At 56.1% G+C, this 20,918-nt stretch carries 3 protein-coding genes; 1 reads left to right on the top strand and 2 read right to left on the bottom strand.

Going from position 1 to position 20,918, the window contains the following annotated elements; genetic code table 11:
- Window positions 1-80: 80 nt before the first annotated feature.
- Window positions 81-1,886, bottom strand: a complete 1,806-nt coding sequence (locus FF011L_RS05970) for an efflux RND transporter periplasmic adaptor subunit (RefSeq protein ID WP_145350756.1) — start codon at window positions 1,884-1,886, stop codon at window positions 81-83.
- Window positions 1,879-2,547, bottom strand: coding sequence for a CerR family C-terminal domain-containing protein (locus FF011L_RS05965; protein ID WP_145350755.1), 669 nt, complete (start codon window positions 2,545-2,547; stop codon window positions 1,879-1,881). The genes FF011L_RS05970 and FF011L_RS05965 overlap by 8 nt, the downstream gene beginning before the upstream one ends.
- Window positions 2,548-3,016: 469 nt before the next feature.
- On the opposite strand from FF011L_RS05965, the gene FF011L_RS05960 reads away from it, so the two are divergent.
- Window positions 3,017-20,908, top strand: coding sequence for a tandem-95 repeat protein (locus tag FF011L_RS05960; protein WP_145350754.1), 17,892 nt, complete (start codon window positions 3,017-3,019; stop codon window positions 20,906-20,908).
- The last annotated feature ends 10 nt before the right edge of the window (window positions 20,909-20,918 follow it).

Here is a 20,918-nt window from a genome sequence, read left to right as displayed (position 1 = left end):
GTGTTCGCTAGATGATGGCTGTAACAGAGAGGATGGCAATAACGACAGGCATTTCAGCAAGGGCCCGCCCCCAACAGGTCTTATGGGATGGAGGCAACGGGAAGTTGACCTGGCGCGGTTTGGGCACGCGGCACGCGAACCGACAGAGGCGTATCAAGCGAAACCGCCGTCAGTGGTGAAGTCACTACATAGTCCCCTGGTTTCAAGGCCCCGCCAGCCACTTCACATATCCAGAACTTCGTCGCACTCGATTCGCCAGCGACACCCTCCTTAACCTTCCCATCGCCCAGATTGCCAAGCTGCAGGCTGGTCGATTCAATCGCTCGAACTCGATCGATCACCAAGACTCGACCGGCAACCCAGTCCTCCATAACAAACGGAGCGGTCTTTTCGGCTTCGTCTTCTTCCCCGTCCGCTGGCTCGTCCGCCAAGGTTTCGGCGGGACCTGAACCTTCGTCAGCGGTTCCTGCTGCGTCGGCCGGTTTTGCATCCGTGCCAGCAGGTTCCTTCTTAACATCCAAGACGCTCGGGTCGGGCGTGAATTGCCAGATTCGACTGCCCGGCTGCATCGCAAGCGCTGGCAACAAAACCAGTTCACGCTGCGGTTTGATGTGCAGCACGACTTTGACAAACATTCCCCTTAACAACGCCGTTGGCCCCGAGGCAAGCGATTCCGAGCCATCCGGTTTTTCGAAGCGCCGGGGGTTATCGACCACAATCCGGACCGGTGCGGTGCGGGTCTGCTGATCCAAGCCAATCCCGTCGTATCGCATCAATTGGCCACTCCACTTGTAAACCGAATCATCGCGGCCAGTGACCTCATATTCGATCGTCGCAGCCGTCTGCGGCAGCCGGTACCCGTGTTGATCTGGCAGGCTAAGTGCGTCTTCGCTATTGACCTGGTTGCCTCGATCTTGATTGAGCACCCAGAATAAATGATCCATCCGAAGGTTGACGGCAACCTCCGCCTTGGACGTGTCTTCGATCGTCAGGATAGTGCTGCCGCGCTGGACAAACGAATTCAGTTCAGCGTCTTCACGGACAATCACTCCACTTACCTTGGCACGAATTTGCGTTCGCTCCAAATTCAACCTAGCCACTCTTAGCTGAACCTCGGCAATTGCCAGCGATGCTTCCAGACCCGCGCGACGTTTGGTTAATAATTCAAGCTGATTTTTCGCAGTGGTCATCACCTGTCTGGACTGCAACAACGCTTGCTGAGCAAAATCTCGTTCCGATTCACTCGAAAAACCAGCCCGTAAAGACTCTAGCCGGTTGACCTCCCGAGTCCGCAGCGCGATGTCGCTCTCGGCGATCTCCACCAAACGCTGGCTATTGGTCTTTTCTTGTTCCAGTTCTTCGATCGTCTGCTTTGCTTGCGAAACCGCCTGGACCAAGCGATCGACTTCTAATTCGTAATCTTGAGGATCGATCTGACAAAGCAATTGCCCTTCGGTGACATAATTTCCCGCTTCGCATGCAGGGCTTTTGGAGATCACCCGTCCGGCGACTTCGGTTGCGATCTGAACCTCACGAAACGGCACCACCACTCCGTCGACTTCCAGATTCAGCTGGTTTCCAATCTCGGCGAGACCGCGGACCTGCTGAACATCCGCCGTCGGCAACCGCTGCATCCGCCCCGCAAGACTTTGATCGGCGGGGGGGCGCTCTTCCGCAGCCGATACGCCAAACCATACGAAAATCCCAAACGCGCCCGCCAGGATCAAACAAGGAATAACGAAGTTCCAGAGCAGAGACATGCCGATCCCTGACCGACGTGGCTGCCCTCCCCCCGACGGTGCCGGTGAATAAGGCGATGCCGTGGGGGAATCGCTTGGCCCGGTGGAAACCGAGAGATCAGAAGAATTCGGGTTGGAATCACTCATGGCAAGAACTCTCGTGGAACCTTGACAAACATTCGTTATAAGAAGCACTGGTTAGCGAAGCCAACGTGAACGCCGAAACATGGCAGGCCAGATCCTCAAGCCCGTAATGTGCTGACAAACGAGGCGCCGGAATCAGCTGCTGAATCGTTTTTTCGCTGACTCGAAAATGAAAGCATTGGCCAACAATACTTAGGGCGATCTGCTCTAGTTGATGAGGGGCGACCGGGGCCTGGAGGATTTCCGCGGCGGTCTGCTGAATTCGTTCAAAAAGAGGCCGAAAATACTCTTCGACCATCTCCCGAAAGGCCTCGGTCGGATTCTGCATTTCACGCATCATCAACTGGGCTTCCCACCCACTGCAATCCCCCGACTGCATTCTCTGCAGAAGAAGATAGACCTGCTGGTAGAGGTGCTGCTCGGCAGTCCCCTCTAATTCGGGCATCGGAAAGGCGGCTTCGCGGGCCTTGCGAATCTGACGCACCAGGCTCAGGTAAAGCCCCATCTTGTCTCCAAAATGATAACCAACGCTGGCGACATTCACCTTAGCGGCCGAGCAAATATCGCGGACAGTCGCTTTGCTGAACCCCATCTGGGCAAAGATAGGCCCTGCCGCATCAAGAATGCGCCGGCGCGTATCGTCTTCGGGAACGGGCTGAGCCATGCAATCCAACGACCAAAAGGAACTAAACAGTTGTTTTAAACAATCGTTTAATTCCTAAAAAAGTCAAGTCACCGCGTCAAGATTGATACAGACTGTAACGATCATCCTGGCGATGCGGATTACCGGGGTGGTGTGGGGAACTTTCTGCCAGTGGGGCGCATCGAAACCTCCACGTGATAATAAAGCCCCCCCGAAAGTCCCCTCTACCGAGCGGACCCCCTAGGGAGGGGATGCCAACGAGCTGGGCAGTTACTACGACCGGCACAAACGGCATCCTGGAAAGCAAACCAGTAGAGATCCATGCATTAAAAATTATGGAAATTTGCGGGTTTGCGCCCCCCAACTATACTCGACTGCTGCTTACATCGGCGACGAGTCTGTCACGCCAATTGCATATCCACCAAGATCATTGTTCCCGCCGGTCGCTTTCACGATCGCGGGCCGAATAACGCTACGTAAGGTTTGGTTAATGGCCTCCCGAAAACGGAATCGTTCGATTCTCTCATCTTTTCGCAAGAATCAGCCTCGCAACGCTTCAAAGGACGCACGGCGGCGTCATTTGGTCGAGACTTTGGAACAGCGTCAATTGCTGGCGGGGCCTCAATTGATTGGAATCCAGCCAAACGAAGGCTCGCTGCTTGTCGATGGATCGATTCGCGACGTTGCCCCCCGGCTGTTGACCTTCCGCTTCGATGAAGACCAACAGATCCATGCCTCAACAACCGATGCGGTTCGGATCACACGCGCTGGCGCGGACGACCAATTGGGGACCAGCGATGACCTGATGGTCGACCTGCCGGATGGCTCGGTCGTGGTCAATCCGGACGCAGGCAACGAATTGCTGGTCAGCTTCCCCAGCGCTTTGCCCGATGATAAGTACCGAATTGAAGTTTTCGCCTTTGATGATCCGAGTGCAGGGATCGTCGGATTGCGAAATACCAGTTCCGATGGCTCTCCTGGCGAATTGTTGGTGACAGGCAATTTGGGAGCACGCAAAGAACAGGTTGATTTTGAACTACGTCTGGGAGCGCTTGTGGAAGCGGTCGTTCCTCAGCCAGTGGTTCGCGAAGCCGACGGTTCACTGACCCAGCGCCGCGATGTAATCGTCGTCTACTTCAACGAAGACGAATTGTTTGTCGAAGACGACGCAAGTGGCGATCCGACCTTGCGATCGGCGGAAAACCCTCGCTTCTACCAGTTGCTGAACACCCGCGAGACGGTCCGCACAACCGACGACGAATTCTTCCTGCCAACCGATGTCCAATACGACCCCGTCAGTCACACCGCTACCCTGACGTTTGCGGACGACATCAGCAATTTGGCAATGTCGGACGATTACGGTCCGGGCACCATCGACGGTGGGACCTTCCGATTGCGGATTGGAACGGCGGTTGACGACCGAACCGAACTGATCATCCAGCCGACAACCGTAGCGATCCAAGCTGCCGCTCGGACCGATCTGCAAACCGACGGCGCCGTAGCCGTCGAATTCCGCGCCATCGAAGAAGGGGAAGCAGGCAACGGAATCACCGTTCGTTTCGAACGTTCGCTTACCCCGGGCGTAACGGCTCGTGTTGAAAATGGTCGCGAAGTCGTCTTTGACCTCGGCAGTGGTGTGGCCACCGCCGAAGACATCCGCACCGCGGCACTGGCAAGCGACGTCAATCTGTTGCTGAAGGTAATCATCAACGGGAATGCGTCGGCACCAGCGGGAGCCGGCCTGGAACTAGCACCTGCGTTGCAGATGGTAGCCGCCGGGGACACTTTCAATTCGGCTTATGACGTTGGGGTTTTAGGTGGCGGTTCACAGTCCCGCACCAGCCTGATCCTATCGGAATCGATCGACGCACAGGCATTCTTATTAGACCAGCTTGGCGGCAGCACCGATCCTGGCCACCGCGACCTTGAAGATTCCGCTGGACTTGGATTCGTTCAGCATTACAGCGAACTGTTTGGTGCGGACACGACCGCTGGGATCACAACCATCCCCTACCATTTCAATCCTGGCGTCACGATTGCCGGAACGGAAATGACCTCCCGGCAGCAGACCCGCGTGCGTGAGGCTTTGGAGCTTTGGGGCACCAACATCGGCGTCCAGTTCACCGAGACCGCCGACCAAGGCGTCTCGTTCTTGATGGGGAATATTTCCTCGCTGACAGGGCCCAATGATATCCTTCAATCGAGCCTGAATTTCGCGGCTCGCGTCGACCCAACTTTTACCAGTAGCGCCCTGGTGCTGGAATCGCAGCGTGCCTGGCAGGATCAGTACGGCGAAGATTTCTTCCGGACCGTGATGGCCGGAATCGGAATCGTCTTGGGGCTGGAACGAACCCCCGAACTGCCTGCGTCCACACTGTTGACCCTGGCACCTCAGTTCATCAACAGCAGCATCAATCAGAACCTGCTCAATTCAGCAAACGATTTACAGACGGCAGACGACCGGCCTTTAGAACCGATTTTCCCGGGCAACTACGACGTTCTTCACGGACAGTATCTCTACAACCTGGATAGCCAGGATGTCGACCTGTACCGTTTCCAGGTTGATCTGGATGACGAAGACAAGGTTGGCCAACTGTCTGCCGAAATTTTCGCGGAACGCTTGGTCGACAGCAGCCTGCTTGATTCGACGCTCACCCTTTATCAACAGCACCAAGCAAAAGCCCTCACCGATTTTGGTGCCGGAGTCGATCTATCGGTCGAATTTGAAGCGATCGCGCCAGGCAAACTGGGCAACAGTACTCAGGTTCAATTCGTCGCGGTCAACCGCGCGTTTGGCGATTCCAGTGTGGATGTTATCCCCACCGGCGTGAACTCATTCCGAGTAGAATTCCCTCGGCAAAACACCGCCAGCAATCTGCCTGCCGTCCCGGTCCAAGACTTGTTGGATGCGATCAACAACGATCCATTCGCTTCGTCATTGCTGACGGCAACGCTTGTCAAAGGGGATGCAACCACCGATATCGGTGCGTTCAACCAAAGTGCCTTCACGGTCAACTTGACCGGTGGGGATGTTGTTGAACTATCGCGAAACGATGATTACTTCAGCGAAGATTCACTGATTCGCGCCGACCTTGGCAGCGGGGTTTATTACATCGGCGTGGCCGCAAGTGGGAACGACCACTACGACCCAACGATTTCCGGCAGCGGCTTTGGTGGTAGTTCCCAAGGGAAGTACGACTTGCAGTTGGTATTCGAAGCCCAAGTCGACGAAGTGGACGTCCTCCGCGACTTGGATAGTGACCGGGACTTGGTCCCAGGAGTCCGAATCGATGGTGACGGCGATGGAACCCCAGGCGGGGCGTTTAACTATTGGTTCCAATCACGCCCTCTTCAACGACAGTTGGAGTTTACGGTCGACGGATCGGGAATCGCCAACGGATCGACGATTCGAATCCTTGGCGGAAACGGAGCGGAACGGACCTTCCAGTTTGTGCTGCAGGGTACCACTGGCGACAACCGCTACATTCCCATTTCCTATAGCCTTGCCGATTCCGCGGAATCGTTAAGCCAACGCGTTGCTCAAACCCTTGTCCAGAATCAACTGGCGACGGGCGTTACCAGCACCTACAGCGGATCGGTTGTCACGCTATTCAATGAGCGAGAAATCGACCTTTCCGGTAATTTCAACGGAGCGACCGTTCATGGCAAAACGATCTTTGTCGACAAACTTGCGGGCCCAAGTGCGGACGGGACTTTGGCGAATCCGTTTAACAACATCAGTGATCCCAACGTTGCCAACGCGTTCGGTGCTACCGAAGCAGGGGACATTGTCCGGATCGTCGGCAACGGCGGAAACGATCAATCGCTAGCGACCGAAGCCGATAACTTTGCCTATGAGTTTGGGCTTCCCGAAAGTGGCGGTGGGGTTCTGGAAGATGGTCTAGCGATGGTCGTGCCACGCGACGTGACCACGATGATCGACGCCGGAGCCGTCTTCCGCTTCCGCAATTCCTACGTCAGTGTCGGCAGCACCGACCTGCTGGTCGACCGTAGTAGCGGTGCGTTGCAGGTTCTTGGAACGCCTCGCTTGTTGGATTCCACTGGCGCGGTCATCGGTGACGACGGCGACGTTATCTTTACCAGCACACGCGACCGGACCGCAGGCCAGTCGGTTCCCAGCAACGCTCCTGCTCCCTCCAATGGGAACTGGGGTGGTTTGGTTTTCCGCGCCGACTTCGACGATGCTAGTGGCCGCCTGAACCTAGAAGACGAAGGCATTTTCCTGCAGTGGGTGAACCATGCAGACATCCGCTACGGCGGTGGCGCCAACGTCAACATCAACGGCTTCCAGTCTTCGGTCAGCCCGATCGAGATCGTCAACATGCGTCCGACGATCACGTTCAACGAAATCACGAACAGCTCCGGTGCCGCGATGAGTGCCGCACCAAACAGTTTCGAGGAAACCAGCTATCAAGCGCCTCGATTCCAGCAAGAGGGGACCTTCACCAGCGACTACGATCGCGTCGGTCCCGATATCCATAGCAACGTATTGGTTGACAACAGTTTGAATGGACTGTTTATCAAAATCGATACGGTCGCGGGTCGCGACACCGGCGATCTATCGCTCGCCGGACGTCTGGATGATATCGACGTCGTTCACATCCTCAGCGAAAATCTATTGCTTCGCGGCACCCCTGGTGGCCCGCTGACCGATGGAATCTCGCCCGATGTAACCAATGTCAGTGGAGCGGCCACCGTCGGTGGTACGCTCAGCGATGGCGAATACGCCTATCGCGTTACGTTTGTCGATGCCAACGGATTCGAAAGCCTGGCGTCTGTCGAAACGACCAGCGTTGTCGTCGCGGGGACGAACAATGCAATCGCCCTTGCGACGCTACCGACCGTGGCCGAGGGCTACCGGACTCGACGTATCTATCGCGCCGAAGTAACGGGTGCCGGTCCTTTCGTTTACTCTCTGATCGAAGAGATCGATGGCACTTCCACGACTTTCTTCGACGATGGATCGACAACCGACGGCGTCCTTGACGACACCCGCACCGGGACTCGGGCACGCCTGGATGCAAGCCTTGTCTTTGACCCAGGCTTGGTCATGAAACTGGCTGGTTCTCGGATCGAACTGGGACAAGGGACCCAGGTTTTGGCCGAAGGACTTCCTGGCCAAGAAGTCGTCTTTACCAGCATTAGCGACGACCGTTATGGGACCGGCGGAACCAGTGACACGAACAACAACGGCAGTCCTGTTAACGACGCTCAGCCAGGCAACTGGGGTGGTATCTATGTAGGCCCCAATGCCCATCTAAGTTTGGACAATGCAGTCGTCGCTTTTGGTGGCGGCCTGACTTCGATCGGTGGTACCACCAAAGCCTTTAACGCGATTGAACTGCAACAGGGCACCGGGCGGATCACCGAGACCACGTTTGAACAAAACGCGGACGGTCAAGGCGGCCAAGGTCCTACGGGACGATTCGGTCGTTTGGCAAACACGCCAGCAACCATTTTTGTCCGCGGCAGCCAACCGACGATCGTTGGCAACACGTTTATCAGCAATGGCGGTAGCGTGATCGACATCGATGCCAACAGTTTCATCGCCGATCTGGTGAGTGACACCGGCCGGCAAACCGGCACGAGCGATCGCTACAGCGAACTGAATAATAACAGCGGTCCACTTGTTCGTTACAACCGCTTGGATGACAACGGCATCAACGGGATGGAAATCCGTGGCGAGACGTTGACAACCGCAAGCATCTGGGACGACACCGACATTGTGCATGTCGTCTACGATACGATTCGCGTTGGCAACATGCACTCCGAAGGGGGACTGTTGCTACGAAGTCACCCTGACGAAAGCTTGGTCGTCAAATTCCAGGGAGCCGCCTCTCCTTACAATGCAGAACCAGGCACCGGGCTGACCGCATTCGGCACGGCCACCGACATCAATGATCGCATCGGGGGGACCCTACAGATCATTGGTCAACCTGGGTTCCCTGTGGTTCTGACCAGCCTTGCCGACGATACGATCGGTGCGGGTGTCAAACCCGATGGCACGCCACAGACCGACACCAACAACGACGACCTTGGTAGCCGAGCAGAATCGAATGATTGGCGAGGCATTTTGCTGGATGAATTCAGCAATGACCGCAACGTCGAAACGGTTCTGGAACTGGAACTTGCTACCGTCGAATCGGTCGGCACCAATGGCTCACCGAATTCAGCACAAGTCCTCGGTGACCTTGCTCCCGACTTCTACTCTGGCGATGAAAACCTACGGCTTGGATTCTCGGTCCACGGTTATTTGGCCAACCCAGGGGACGTCGATGTCTACAGTTTCACCGGCGAAGCGGGGACAGCCGTTTGGATCGACGTCGATCAAACGGCGTTTGCCCTCGATACGGTTATCGAACTGCTCGATTCCAGCGGCAACCTATTGGCCCGCAGTGACAACAGCACCGGCGAGGTCTTTGACCCCAGCGGAATCCTAACGGCCAGTTCGTTGGTCGACGGACGCGTTGGATCGCTGGCTAGCGGGATCACGGAATTCCAAGACCTGGGTTCCAAAGGGCAGTACAACGATTACGGGACGACCAACGTCCGCGATGCAGGCTTCCGTGTCACCTTGCCGGGTGCCAGTGGCAGCCGATCGGCTTACTCCTTCCGAATCCGCAGTGCCAGCGTCAACCCCGATGACACCTTCGCGGGGACAACCGAAGGTGCCTACAGCGTTCAAGTACGCTTGCGTGAAGACCAAGAATTTGGCGGTTCGGTCGTGCGTTATGCCGACATCCGCTATGCGAACAACGCCATCCACATGCGTGGATTGATGCTTGATTCGCCGCTGCTTGGGGACGCTCAAGAAAATGAAGAATCGGGTGGTTCAAGAAACTCGAACGATTCCATCACGGTCGGGCTTGACTCCACCGCTGAGCGCCCACAGTACATCGGAAACCTGCTGAACACCGACGATGTATCGCTTAGCGTGGGCGGTTCATTGTCGAACAGTTCGGATGTCGATTTCTATAAATTCTACGCCGACTTTACCAACCTACCGAACGAGACCAGTCCCCAGCAGTACTTCTCGACGGTCTTTGATGTCGATTACGCAGATGGACTTTCACGTCCAGACACCAGCTTGGCAGTCTTTTGGGATCCCGACGGCGAAATAGACAGTGTGTTCAATCGCGAACGTGCTCAGCTGATTCTGTGGAGCGAAGATGGCAACATCGGCGAAGACCAATCGATTTCGCAATCGACCGAAAGTGCCGACCTGTTTGACCGTGGAAGCTTCGGCACGGCCGATCCATTCATCGGCCCGGTATCGATCCCGACCTCGGGTGTCTACTACGTTGCTGTCTTAAGCGATGGACAAACCCCCTCCGAATTCACAACGAATCCGGAACTTCGCCGCGAACCACTGCCAAGTGTGGCACGAATCGCCGACGACCAACTGGAAGTCACAGGGGCTCATACAGCCGAAGCACCTGCGATCCCTGTTTTGATCCCGCGTGATACGCTTCCAGCTAACTGGACGATCGACTCCCGTCGCAGCGAAAACGGCGGGCACGGTGATTCAGATCTGTTTGACAATACGACCACGGACAACGCTCCGGGGATCCGTGTCATCAACGAAATCGAAGGGAATGGCCCCGCCCGAACGGCTGCCCAAAATCTGGATGCCAATCCACTCTGGAACCTGCGTTACAGCGGGGATGTCGGCGATACTTTCAGCAACACATCGGTAACGATCCCTTGGATCAAAGTTGCGGCAACCGGCAACGGCACGATCGACGGTTATCGCTTCACGATGGACAATCCCGGGCAAATCATTATCGACGTCGATGAGGTTTCGAACGGATTTACGCAAGACGAGGAGGACGATCCAGTCTTACCTGCCGACCTGCGGCTTGTTCTGCTGGACGCAGCAGGGACGGTCGTCGCCAGCAACAGCGGCGTCAGCCAGAATATAGGTCAGGGCGGCAGTGATTCCAGCCGCGATCCGTTTATCAGCATCGATGTGCCCGCTGGAACCTACACGTTCGCCGTCGGCCTGACCGACCTTGCGTATAACGGGACCACGGGACAATTCACCGGTGCCGGTTTGCCGGACAATCTGTTGTATTCGATCAATGTTTCGGCAGAGGGACACGCCTTCCAAGGTGGTGCTCTTGGAAACGAAAGCCTTCACTACACGCCGACTTCCGCGGGATCGTCCACGTTTGAAACCAACGCCTTCAACCTTGGTGGCTACAGCGCTGCGGATGAACCATTCCTGTACTTCAATTACTACAAAGATGGCTTCAACCCTACCGATTTACAGGTTTTTGCGGACACCGACAGCGGTTCGACCGAGCTGAGCTTCAATTTCCAAAACGCCTACCAGAACAGTCAGTTCCGCCAAGCCCGAATTTCCCTTGATTCGGTTGTTGGGCAAGACAACATCCGCCTGCGTTTTGTCGCGACAAGTACTACAGGCTCGGCGGGAAACACGACACCGCACCTGTCGATGGACGATTTCGTGATCGGCTTTGCAGAACGTGGTGAACGGATTGCCAATGCTTCGCCAGGCCAGACGGACTTCAATTTCGTCGGATCGACCAGCTCAGTCCTCTCGGGCGAGTACCAGTTGGAAATCCGCCAAGGTGCTGATTATTCCTCCAGCTCCACCAGTGGGTTCACCAGCGTTCATACGCTGGACCGCACCTTTGACACCAACGCCCGGTTGGTTGCCAACGCGACCAGCTTGCTTGCCCCTGAAGGACGCATCCTGCAGGATGGCGACTTCTTTGAACTGGGCGATGGAGCCACCACGGTTCGCTTTGAATTCAACGATTCGGGAAGCGTCTCGCTCGGTAGCATCCCGGTACCGTTCACAACCGCTGACGCGGACTACGAAATCGCTCAGGCGATTCGCCAAGCGATCAACAACTCCAGTGTCCAAGCGAATTTCAAAGTCAGTGCGATCCCGCAGGACAATAGTTCACGCGACAATCGCATCGAATTGGTCGGTCCTGTCCAAGGCGACTTCAACACCGTAGATATCGAAGCGGTGGACGTTACTAGTACGGGAACCGCCGCGGAATTGGCGGAATCGCTTGCCGGGCCAGGAATCACCCTAAACGGAAACGATCAGTACAGCGGCAGCGGAACAGGATTGTTCTCTGGCGGTGAATACACCCTTGGGATCGATAGCGGCGTTGTCATTTCAACCGGCGGAATCGGTGGAGTGAACGGCCCGAACATCAGCGGTCAGCGTTCGACCACTGCCACAGGTGTGGGCGACGCGGACCTGGATGCAGCAGCCGCCATCACCACCGTCGATTCGTCTTCGCTTGAATTCGAATTCGTTTACGATGGCACCACCGCATTGCCACTAAACATGCAAGTGGTCTTTGCTTCCGAAGAGTATCGCAACGATGCAGGTGCGAACCCCGTTGACCAGATCGCCATCCTGCTGACCGACCTCTCATCGACGATCACCTACAACCTAGCGGTTAAGGGTGGAAACCCGATCGACAGCGCCAACTATCCTGTCGGTTCGGCTCAGTACACTGACAACAGCCCGTCCGATGGCGGTCAGTTCTTGCGTGAATTCGGTTTTGACGGATTCACCCAAGTCCTCAACCTCAGCAGTGCGGAAACCGACCTTGGCCCCGTCGCCCTGGTTCCTTCACGGGCTTACTCGATCAAATTTGTGATTGGAGACCAGACGACGAACACCCTAGACAGTGCGTTGTTCATCGCCGCGGGATCGCTATCAACCGATACGCCAGCCGATGCAAACCGGTTGGCAGACCCGAACACCGGACGCATTATCTTCCCAGCGATTTTGGAAAACGAAATCGGTGACCGGAATGTCGAACGCGTTCAATCGCAAATCCTGATCGATTCCAATACGATCAGCAACTCGCATGTCTACGGTGTCTGGTCCGAACCTGCGATACGTAAAACCGACCCGATCGACACGATTTACAGTTCCAACCCATTCGAAGCGGACGGCGACGTCCCGTTGGCGAATATCGGCTACAACAACTACATCGAGGATCCGCGTCTAGGTAACAGCGGAATGGGCGCCGTGCGAAACCTGCCAACGCTGAACAATAGCGTCCAAGGTGGTTTGGCTCCGGGTGCGTATATTGTCAATAACATTATTGAGTACTCACAGTTATCGGGGATCCACATTCAAGGTGAATCCGTTCCGCTAGTGATAAATCCCTACTCGTTTATCACCGACCCCGACTCGGACGTGGTAACGGGAACTTCTCATACCAATCATCATTATGGGGACAACATCAATGACGGCGACACGTTCAGCATCGATGTCGGACGAACACGTGTTGTCTTTGAATTTGAAGACATTCAGTCGGGCGTAGGTGCCGGTGGCGACGGTGTTCGTGACGGCAATATTCCCGTTTATTACCGTACGGATCACTCGGCTGCGAAGAATCGGCGATCTTACGGCTACAACAAGCACGAACTTCTGCTTTCGATTCGCGATGCGATCCTGTCAAGCCCGCTAGTTCAAAATGACATGGTTCAGTTGGTCGTTCCGATTATCGGCAACAACGTCCTAACCAGCGATCCATCCGATCTTGCCGCTGGCAACCGCTTTAACAACATTCAGACGACGTTCCAAGAACCCGCGTTATATCTATATGGCGCATCCAACGTGTGGTACGACACGGACCTGCCGTGGGACGTGAACACTGTTGGGATTCACGACGGCGTTCAACCGTTTGCCCGAATTGTCAACAACACCATCATCGGCAGCGACGGCACCCTTTCCTCTGCATCAGGGGACGCGACCGACGAACCGAACGATACGATTCGCGAAGCGGTTCCGACACAATTAGGCATTTCCCATACTCCGGATGTGTTTACGACTGCGGGAATGTTGGGCGACAGCACGCGAGTTTCTGCACTGCAAGATGTAGACTTCTTTAGCGTGCAACTGGATGTTGGTGATCGATTGCTTGTCGACATCGACACCGATGGCTCGGTCGACAGCTCCATCCGTCTGTTCAACAGCAGTGGTCAAGTCGTTACTTTCTACGACTCCGCTGGAAATCCTCAAACGTTGGCGGCCAATGCAGCGGCTCCTGGCGAAACCGCCGGTGTCGATCCTTACATGGATTACACCGCGACCGAAAAGGACACGTATTACATCGCCGTCAGCGGTGCAGGGAACGACTCCTTTGATGCATTGTCGCTCGGCAACCGAGTCGATTCAGCTCAAACAGGTGCCTACGACCTATCGATCGAAGTTCGTGCTCCGCGGCAATTCCTGATTGACGCCGAACCGGCTTCGGCCTACTCCAGTGGCGACAGTTTTGTCATCTATCAAGTCACCGACCTGCCACCTGCACGGCAAACCGCGGGCTTGCCTGCCAACGCTCTTCGCTTTGAATTTGTTCTGGGTACCGGCGGTGCGACCGCTGGAAGTATTCCGATCAATTACGCCGCCGACTACACCGCAGCCGACATGGCGTTGGCAATCGGTGGAGCGATCCAAGGATTTGACTCAAACAACCCTCCTCTTCCCAACAATCAACTGGTGGACCTTCCGGACGGACGTTCAGGACCGATCGCACGCGTCACCGCGGAAGTCCTTGGCGGCATCGCTGGCGATGACGAATTCCTGGACAACATGACTTTCCGACCCCATCACGCGGGGAGCAACTCCACCACACCACTGGGCTTTTACGACTCGATCGAAGGTTTTGGATTCGACGATGTCGATACCGGACGCACCTCAATCACCAGCAGTGGTGCAGGCGAAACCGAACACTATGTGTTGGTTAAACGAGCCTCCAACATCGATGCCAATGGCGCGATCCGCATGGACCCCCGTCCAGACAAGAACAACGATCAATTGATTCCCGAATCCGGGGTCACCGCTGTTTCCGGAGCCAGCCCGACGCTTGTCAACAACGTGATCATCAATACCCACGGGGCTGTGATTCGCGAAGAATCCAGGGACAGAGGGTTCGGTGACATCAGCCGCGGTTCCGTTAGCATGGTAAAAACGGGCGAAGTGATTGTTAGCAGCAACATCTTCATGGCAACCGAAGAGGAAATTGCCCTCTACCGCACAATCCCTCGAACTAGCTCTTCAACTTTCTACGACATCGGGATCGAAGTCGGTCCGATTAATACGAACAACGCGACCGATGACTTTAACTTGGTCATTCCGGCGGACGGGGAACTCCTTCAAGATCCTTTCGCTTCGAAATACCTGCCGGTCACCGGTTCATTGGCTGTTGACAGTGCGATCAATTCGTTAAACGAACGGGCCGCATTCGCTGCCCTGAAACAGTCACTGGGAATGTCGGTTTCGCCAATTCTGGCACCAGCTCGCGACAACACCGGACAACTGCGTGCCGATGATCCTGAAACGCAATCGCTGCCAGGCTTGGGAGCCAACGTCTTCAAAGATCGCGGTGCCCTGGACCTTGCCGACTTCGTCGGTCCCGTTGCCCTGGCAAACTTCCCGCAAGACAATGACGCCGCTGGAATCGACACCGACCCAACGGTCAGCTTCCTGCAACTGAGCGACGGAACCTACGGTGAATTCCGTATCCAACTGATCGATACCGGCGACACCTCCGATCCATTCCCAGGCAGTGGGATTGATGACGACACGGTTGTTGGTGCGGTGATCGAAGGCCTTCGAAAAGAAGGGGCCACGGTAACGCTGTTCGAGAATGGTCGGCTCCTTCAAGAAGGAATCGATTACACCTTCTCTTACGATTCCACCAAGAACCAAATTCGCTTGACCCCGCTTGCTGGCGTCTGGCGACAAGATCGCTCCTATCGCATCTCGCTGAACAACGAAGATCGATTTGTGGTGATTGCTCCTCCTGCCGCTTCGGTAAGCGATGGAGATCAAATCACGATCACCGACCAGAACGGCGGATTGATTTCGCTGGAATTCGAATCGGGTTATGAAATTCAGTTCCCCGAAGTCCTCGCCCTGATCGTTCCGGTTGCCGGAACAGGAACCGGCGGGATTGCGGATGCGGATCGATTCACCATCGATGACGGAACCAACCCTCCTGTCACCTTCGAATTCGATCTGGCAAATGAAAACAACATCTTGCCTGGAAACATTCGTGTTCCCTTCGTGCAAGGTGCGACTCCTGCGGAATTGGCTCAAGCGATTGCCACGGCCGTAACAGGCCAAGCCGGCCTTGATATCTCCGTGCAACTGGCGGGCAGCCAAGTCATCATCGGAGCCGAATCGGGAGCGTCGATCGACGCGTTCGATAGCGGACTACTGCAAGCTTCCGCGACTCTGGCAATTCAGCCTCCGGAAGCAGGTGCTGGACCTGGCGGCGTCCAAGATGGCGAAACCTTCACCATCGACGACGGATTGCAGCAGGTTATCTTTGAATTCGATTCCGGAAACGGTGTCGCGGCGAATCGCGTCCGAGTCCCCGTATCGGGCGCTAACAACGACGTCCTGGTTTCCCAGGCCATCCAAACAGCGATCGCGACGACCACGCTGAATGTCACGCCAACCTTGATCGGTGGGCAGCTGCTCCTCGGATTGCCTGTCAACGGAACGGCAACCGCCGGTTCGGGGCAAACCCGCATCGTCGGCTTGGCACGTACCCCACAAGACGGGACGACGTTGACCCTGACGCCTAACGATGGTTCAGATCCGGTAGTCTTTGAACTGAACCGTACCGACTTGGTCGGTGCGGACGGCGTTGCGACCGGTTCGATCGCGATTGACTTCACTCGCTTAACAACCGGCGAAGAACTGGCCGAACAGATCGCTCAGGCGATTGCCGCTCAAGACCAAGCCAACGACATCGTCGGCCTGGATGGAACCGCGGTTGTCGCGGTCGGAAACGGTGTCGTCTCCGTTGGTGGTGAGGCCGGACTAGGACTAACCACCGCTGGATCAACAAGCGTCGTAATCAGCGGAACGCCTGGGGTCACCGGTCCTAGCAAACTTCAGGTCTTTGGACCTTTGCAACTGAAAGTGCCACCATTTGGTGGAGCCACGGTTGCGGACCATTCGCAGTTCACGATCATCAACGATGGCGTGAGCGTGCTCTTTGAGTACACCCAAACCGGTGTCCTTGTCAGTCCATTGGCCCAGCCGATTCTTTACTCCGCTGGAGACGCGCCGAACACACTGGCAGATTCCACCGCGGCGGCGATCAACGCCACTGCACTGGGAATCAATGCGGTTTCCATTGGCAACGACACCGGTATCGTCGATCTGGGACCGATCCAAAGCGATCAAGTTGATACGCTAACCAGTCCGCTGGAACTGCTTCGGGGCACCGTCCAAGACGGCGACCGTATTTCGATCACCCAAAATGGTGTGACTCTGGTCTTCGAATTTGAAGCGGCAATCGGCGGCGGTGGCGTTTCCCAAGCGGGTGCTACCCCCGTAGTCTTTGCTGCGGGTGCAAGCCCCGAAGAAGTCGCCGCAGTCCTTGCGTCGGCGATTCGAAACAACCAAGGGACCCTTCGACTGACCCCAGTCGCCGATGGCGATTCGGTCGAACTGAACGATGTCCCTGGAACGATCATCGACACCAGTCAAGCCGCAACCATGGTGTTGTCCGGCGTCCCTGGCGGTGCAGCTCCGGTTTCGATCAACCGTGGCTTTAGTGCCGTCGAAGTCAAGAATGCTCTGATCGATGCAATCAATGGAATCAACCCAGAAAATGAAGCTCCATTCACCGACTTGGTGGCAATCGATCGCGGCGGAGACACCTTGTTTGTCGAAAATGCACAGTCGATCGGCTCGCAAGTCGACAACTACTTCTTGCAATCGATCGCGGACCAATCCGATCGCAACTTGAAACCGAACCGCAGCGACAACACGACCCAGTTCACGATCCTGATGCCGGAAATCAGTTTGGATTACGGCGATGCTCCGGATCCTGTGAATGGCGTCCGCGGCCGTTACCCAACGCTGTTCGATGTCAACGGTGCTCGTCACGTCATCGGCGACGGCCCGGTCTTGGGTCGCTTAATCGACGGCGAATCGGACGGTCAACCGACCTCCGCAGCCAACGGTGACGACAACGCCATCGAAGTGGTCGGATCGACCGGCACGTCCTTTGTGGTCGTCCAGACGCCTGGCCAATTGGCGATCACGGTTCCTGCGGGAGTCGACGGCGACACGATCACGATCGATACGGGCGTTGCTCGAGCAACATTCGAATTCGATACCGATGGTCGCTTCGACGAAGACAACTATGCGGTTTCCCTGCAGGCAGGCGAAACGATGGGCGAAGCCCTGGAGCGTGCCTTTAACGAAAGCCCACTGCGGCCAGCCGACTTGCAAATCCCAACGGCCAGCCCTGAATCGCTGTTGGTGATCGTCGACGATGAAGATGGAGTGAACTTCTCTTCAGAGGACAATCCTGCCGGCGTCTTCAACCGCAGCCCAGGCTTCTCGACACCGATCGATGTTTCCGTAACAGGAGCAGGGATCGTCGATGCCTGGATCGACTTCAATGGCGATGGTGACTGGTCCGATCCGGGTGAGAAAATCATCGGTCGCGACATCGATTCTGACATGGCAACCTTTGCCGAGCGAATCACGATCGTCAACGGCGTTCCCGTCGTGCAAACGGTCACCAAGACGTTTAACATCGTCATGCCTGCGACGACCGCCGCACCACTCGCTCCGCTGCAAACTTATGCTCGATTCCGCATCAGCACCGAGGGGAACCTAAACCCCAACGGACTAGCGGTTAGTGGAGAGGTGGAAGACTACTTGGTTCGCGTTCTTCCCGGACAACCGCCAACGGTCAACGCATCCAACAGCCAACTGGAATACAACCTCCAGGAAGACAACCTTCTACAAGTCTTCGACATCGACGGTACGGGAACCCCTAGTGTCACCAATGACAATGGCGTTCTTGTCGGGATTACCGATCCGGACTTTGATCCGGTGGCGGTTTATAGCGATGACGTCGGACCAAGACGCATCGTCAACGAAACCGGCGAAGGCGGGATCCTAACGATGGAGGCCGACGGAAGGTTTAGCTTCTTACCCGATGCTGAATTCAACGGCGAACTGCAATTTACCGTTCGTGTTACCGATGTCCGACCTTCTGGACAAGAAGCCGACCAACTGGTCAGCCCGACCGCCATCACGGTGACGTTGAACGTCGCCTCGGTCAACGATGCCCCTGTCCCAACGGCTCCTGGAGCGGTGATTGTCGACGCCGACCTGAACGAAGATCAGGTCGAACAGTTCACGATCGAAGCTCTGACCGATGGCCTGTTTGTTCCTGGACCGGCAAATGAACTTGCTCAGGAATTGGTCATCAAGACCGTCGGCTGGAATGTCGCGGGAACCTTTGTCCCGTTCGCAACCGAACAAGGTGGCAGCCTGCAAATCCTGGCAGATGGATCGGTCCAGTACACGCCTCCTGCTGACTTCAACAGCACGGCTCTTGGCACCAACCCAGACCGCTTTATCTACACCGTTGCGGACGTCCCAACCGGTGCCGGCGAGGCTTCGCAAACCTCAGCGGTCCCAGGTACGGTTGTCATTAACCTAGCTCCGGTAAACGATCCGCCAATCGCTGGTAACGATCGATTTGATGTCGCTGAAGATCAACCGACCGGATCACGTCTGCCCCTGACCGGGGCGGGCTCTATCCTTAGCAACGACAGCGGTGGTCCAGCGGACGAAGACCAAACGATTAACCTGATAACCAGCGACTTCGCGACACCTAAAACCACCCTCCGCGGTGGCACGGTCACCTACGTGCCCGCTTCCGGCACCGAAGACGCATACCTGCTTTATCAACCTGCCGATAACTTCTCCGGTGTCGACCAATTCGAGTACCGTATCACGGACTCCGATGGGGCGACCTCGACCGGAATCGTGGTTATCGATGTGAACGGTGAAAACGATCCAGCTCAATTCGTCGGCATCAATGGTGTCGCTGGAAATGACGAACTGAACTTCACCGAAAGCAAGGCGACCGAGCAGCAGTTCACTTATGACCTAGGCACTTGGTTCCTCGATCCAGAAGGGGACCCGCTGATCTATACCGTCACGACCAATAACAGTGACGTGGTTCAGGTCCAGCAGTCCGGCAACGATCTGTCTCAGTTGTTGCTGACGCTGCCAAGCTACGGTTTTGGCAACGCAGAACTGACAGTCACCGCGACCGACGCGAATGATCCAAACGTTACCTCCACGGTGATCATCCCGGTTGCGGTTGCGGACACGCCCGATCCACCACAGGTTCTGACCACTCTGGATCCCCTTTCGGGGCTAGAAGACCAGACCGTCGTGGCGGACCTGAGCACGATCTTCGCAGACCCCGATCGCACGCAACTGAACTACCGTGTGATCTCGCCTGCCAGTTTCGCGAATTCGCCACTGGTTTCCGGGATCACCTTTAACGGAGATCAGATGCAGATCATGCTTCGTCCGGACGCCAGCGGATCGATCCCGATCACGATCGGAGCTTCCGACGGCACGTTCGAAGTGACCGATTCCTTTACGCTGACGATCGGTGCCGTCCCCGATGCTCCTACCGGCGTCAACGATACCTATGCGGTTTCTGTAGGTGGCACGCTAAGCGTCCTTGATCCTCAGCAGGGTGTGTTGGCGAATGACTTTGATCCCGACGGGAATGACTTCACGTTGGTGCTGCAGTCGGATACGACCGAAGGCACGCTGACGCTGAACACGGCGGACGGAACGTTTGTCTACGTAAATGAAGATGGAGCTCCAGGCGGCACGGACTCGTTCACCTACGTGCTACAAGACAGCACCGGAACCAGTGCCCCTGTGACGGTCACCCTGAACCTGACTCAGTCGGCATACCAGAACCCACTGTCTGGCATGAGAGCGGACGTCAACGCGGACGGTTTCATTACGCCGATCGATGCTTTGAAGGTGATCAACCTTCTGAATCGCCGGAACACCAATTCGATTCCGGTCGGTTCGATCCAAACCGGACCTCCTGACTTCGTCGACGTCAATGGTGACGGCCGCGTGGAACCACAGGACGCCCTGGTCGTAATCACCGCATTGAACAGGCAATCGCGTGCCCCACAAGGCGAATCGCTGGCCCAAGGTGAATCGGTTGCTCAGGGTGAATCGGCCGCAGGATGGATGACAACGACCGCCTACGCGGCCGTCGACACCACCAACTTGCCGCAGACCAATACCATCCGCAGCAGTGAGACGTCCGATACGGACACCGCTGGAGCCTCTGAAGCGGGGGAAGCGGACGTCCGGCAAGCTGGCTGGCAGTCGGGTTACCAGGCGATTGACAACCGGGTCGACCAAGCGGTCGACACATTGCTCTCAGGGATGGATTCTGACGATTCGGGGAATTCTCGCGAATCGGCTACCGACAAAGCATTGTCGGAGTGGTTTAGTGAAATTAGTGTAGAGAATCTCTGATCTCTGGAAA

This window comes from Roseimaritima multifibrata (genome assembly GCF_007741495.1).
GTDB lineage: Bacteria > Planctomycetota > Planctomycetia > Pirellulales > Pirellulaceae > Roseimaritima > Roseimaritima multifibrata.
The sequence above is the reverse complement of the archived record's forward strand: the minus strand, read 5'-3'. Positions and strand labels throughout refer to the sequence as shown.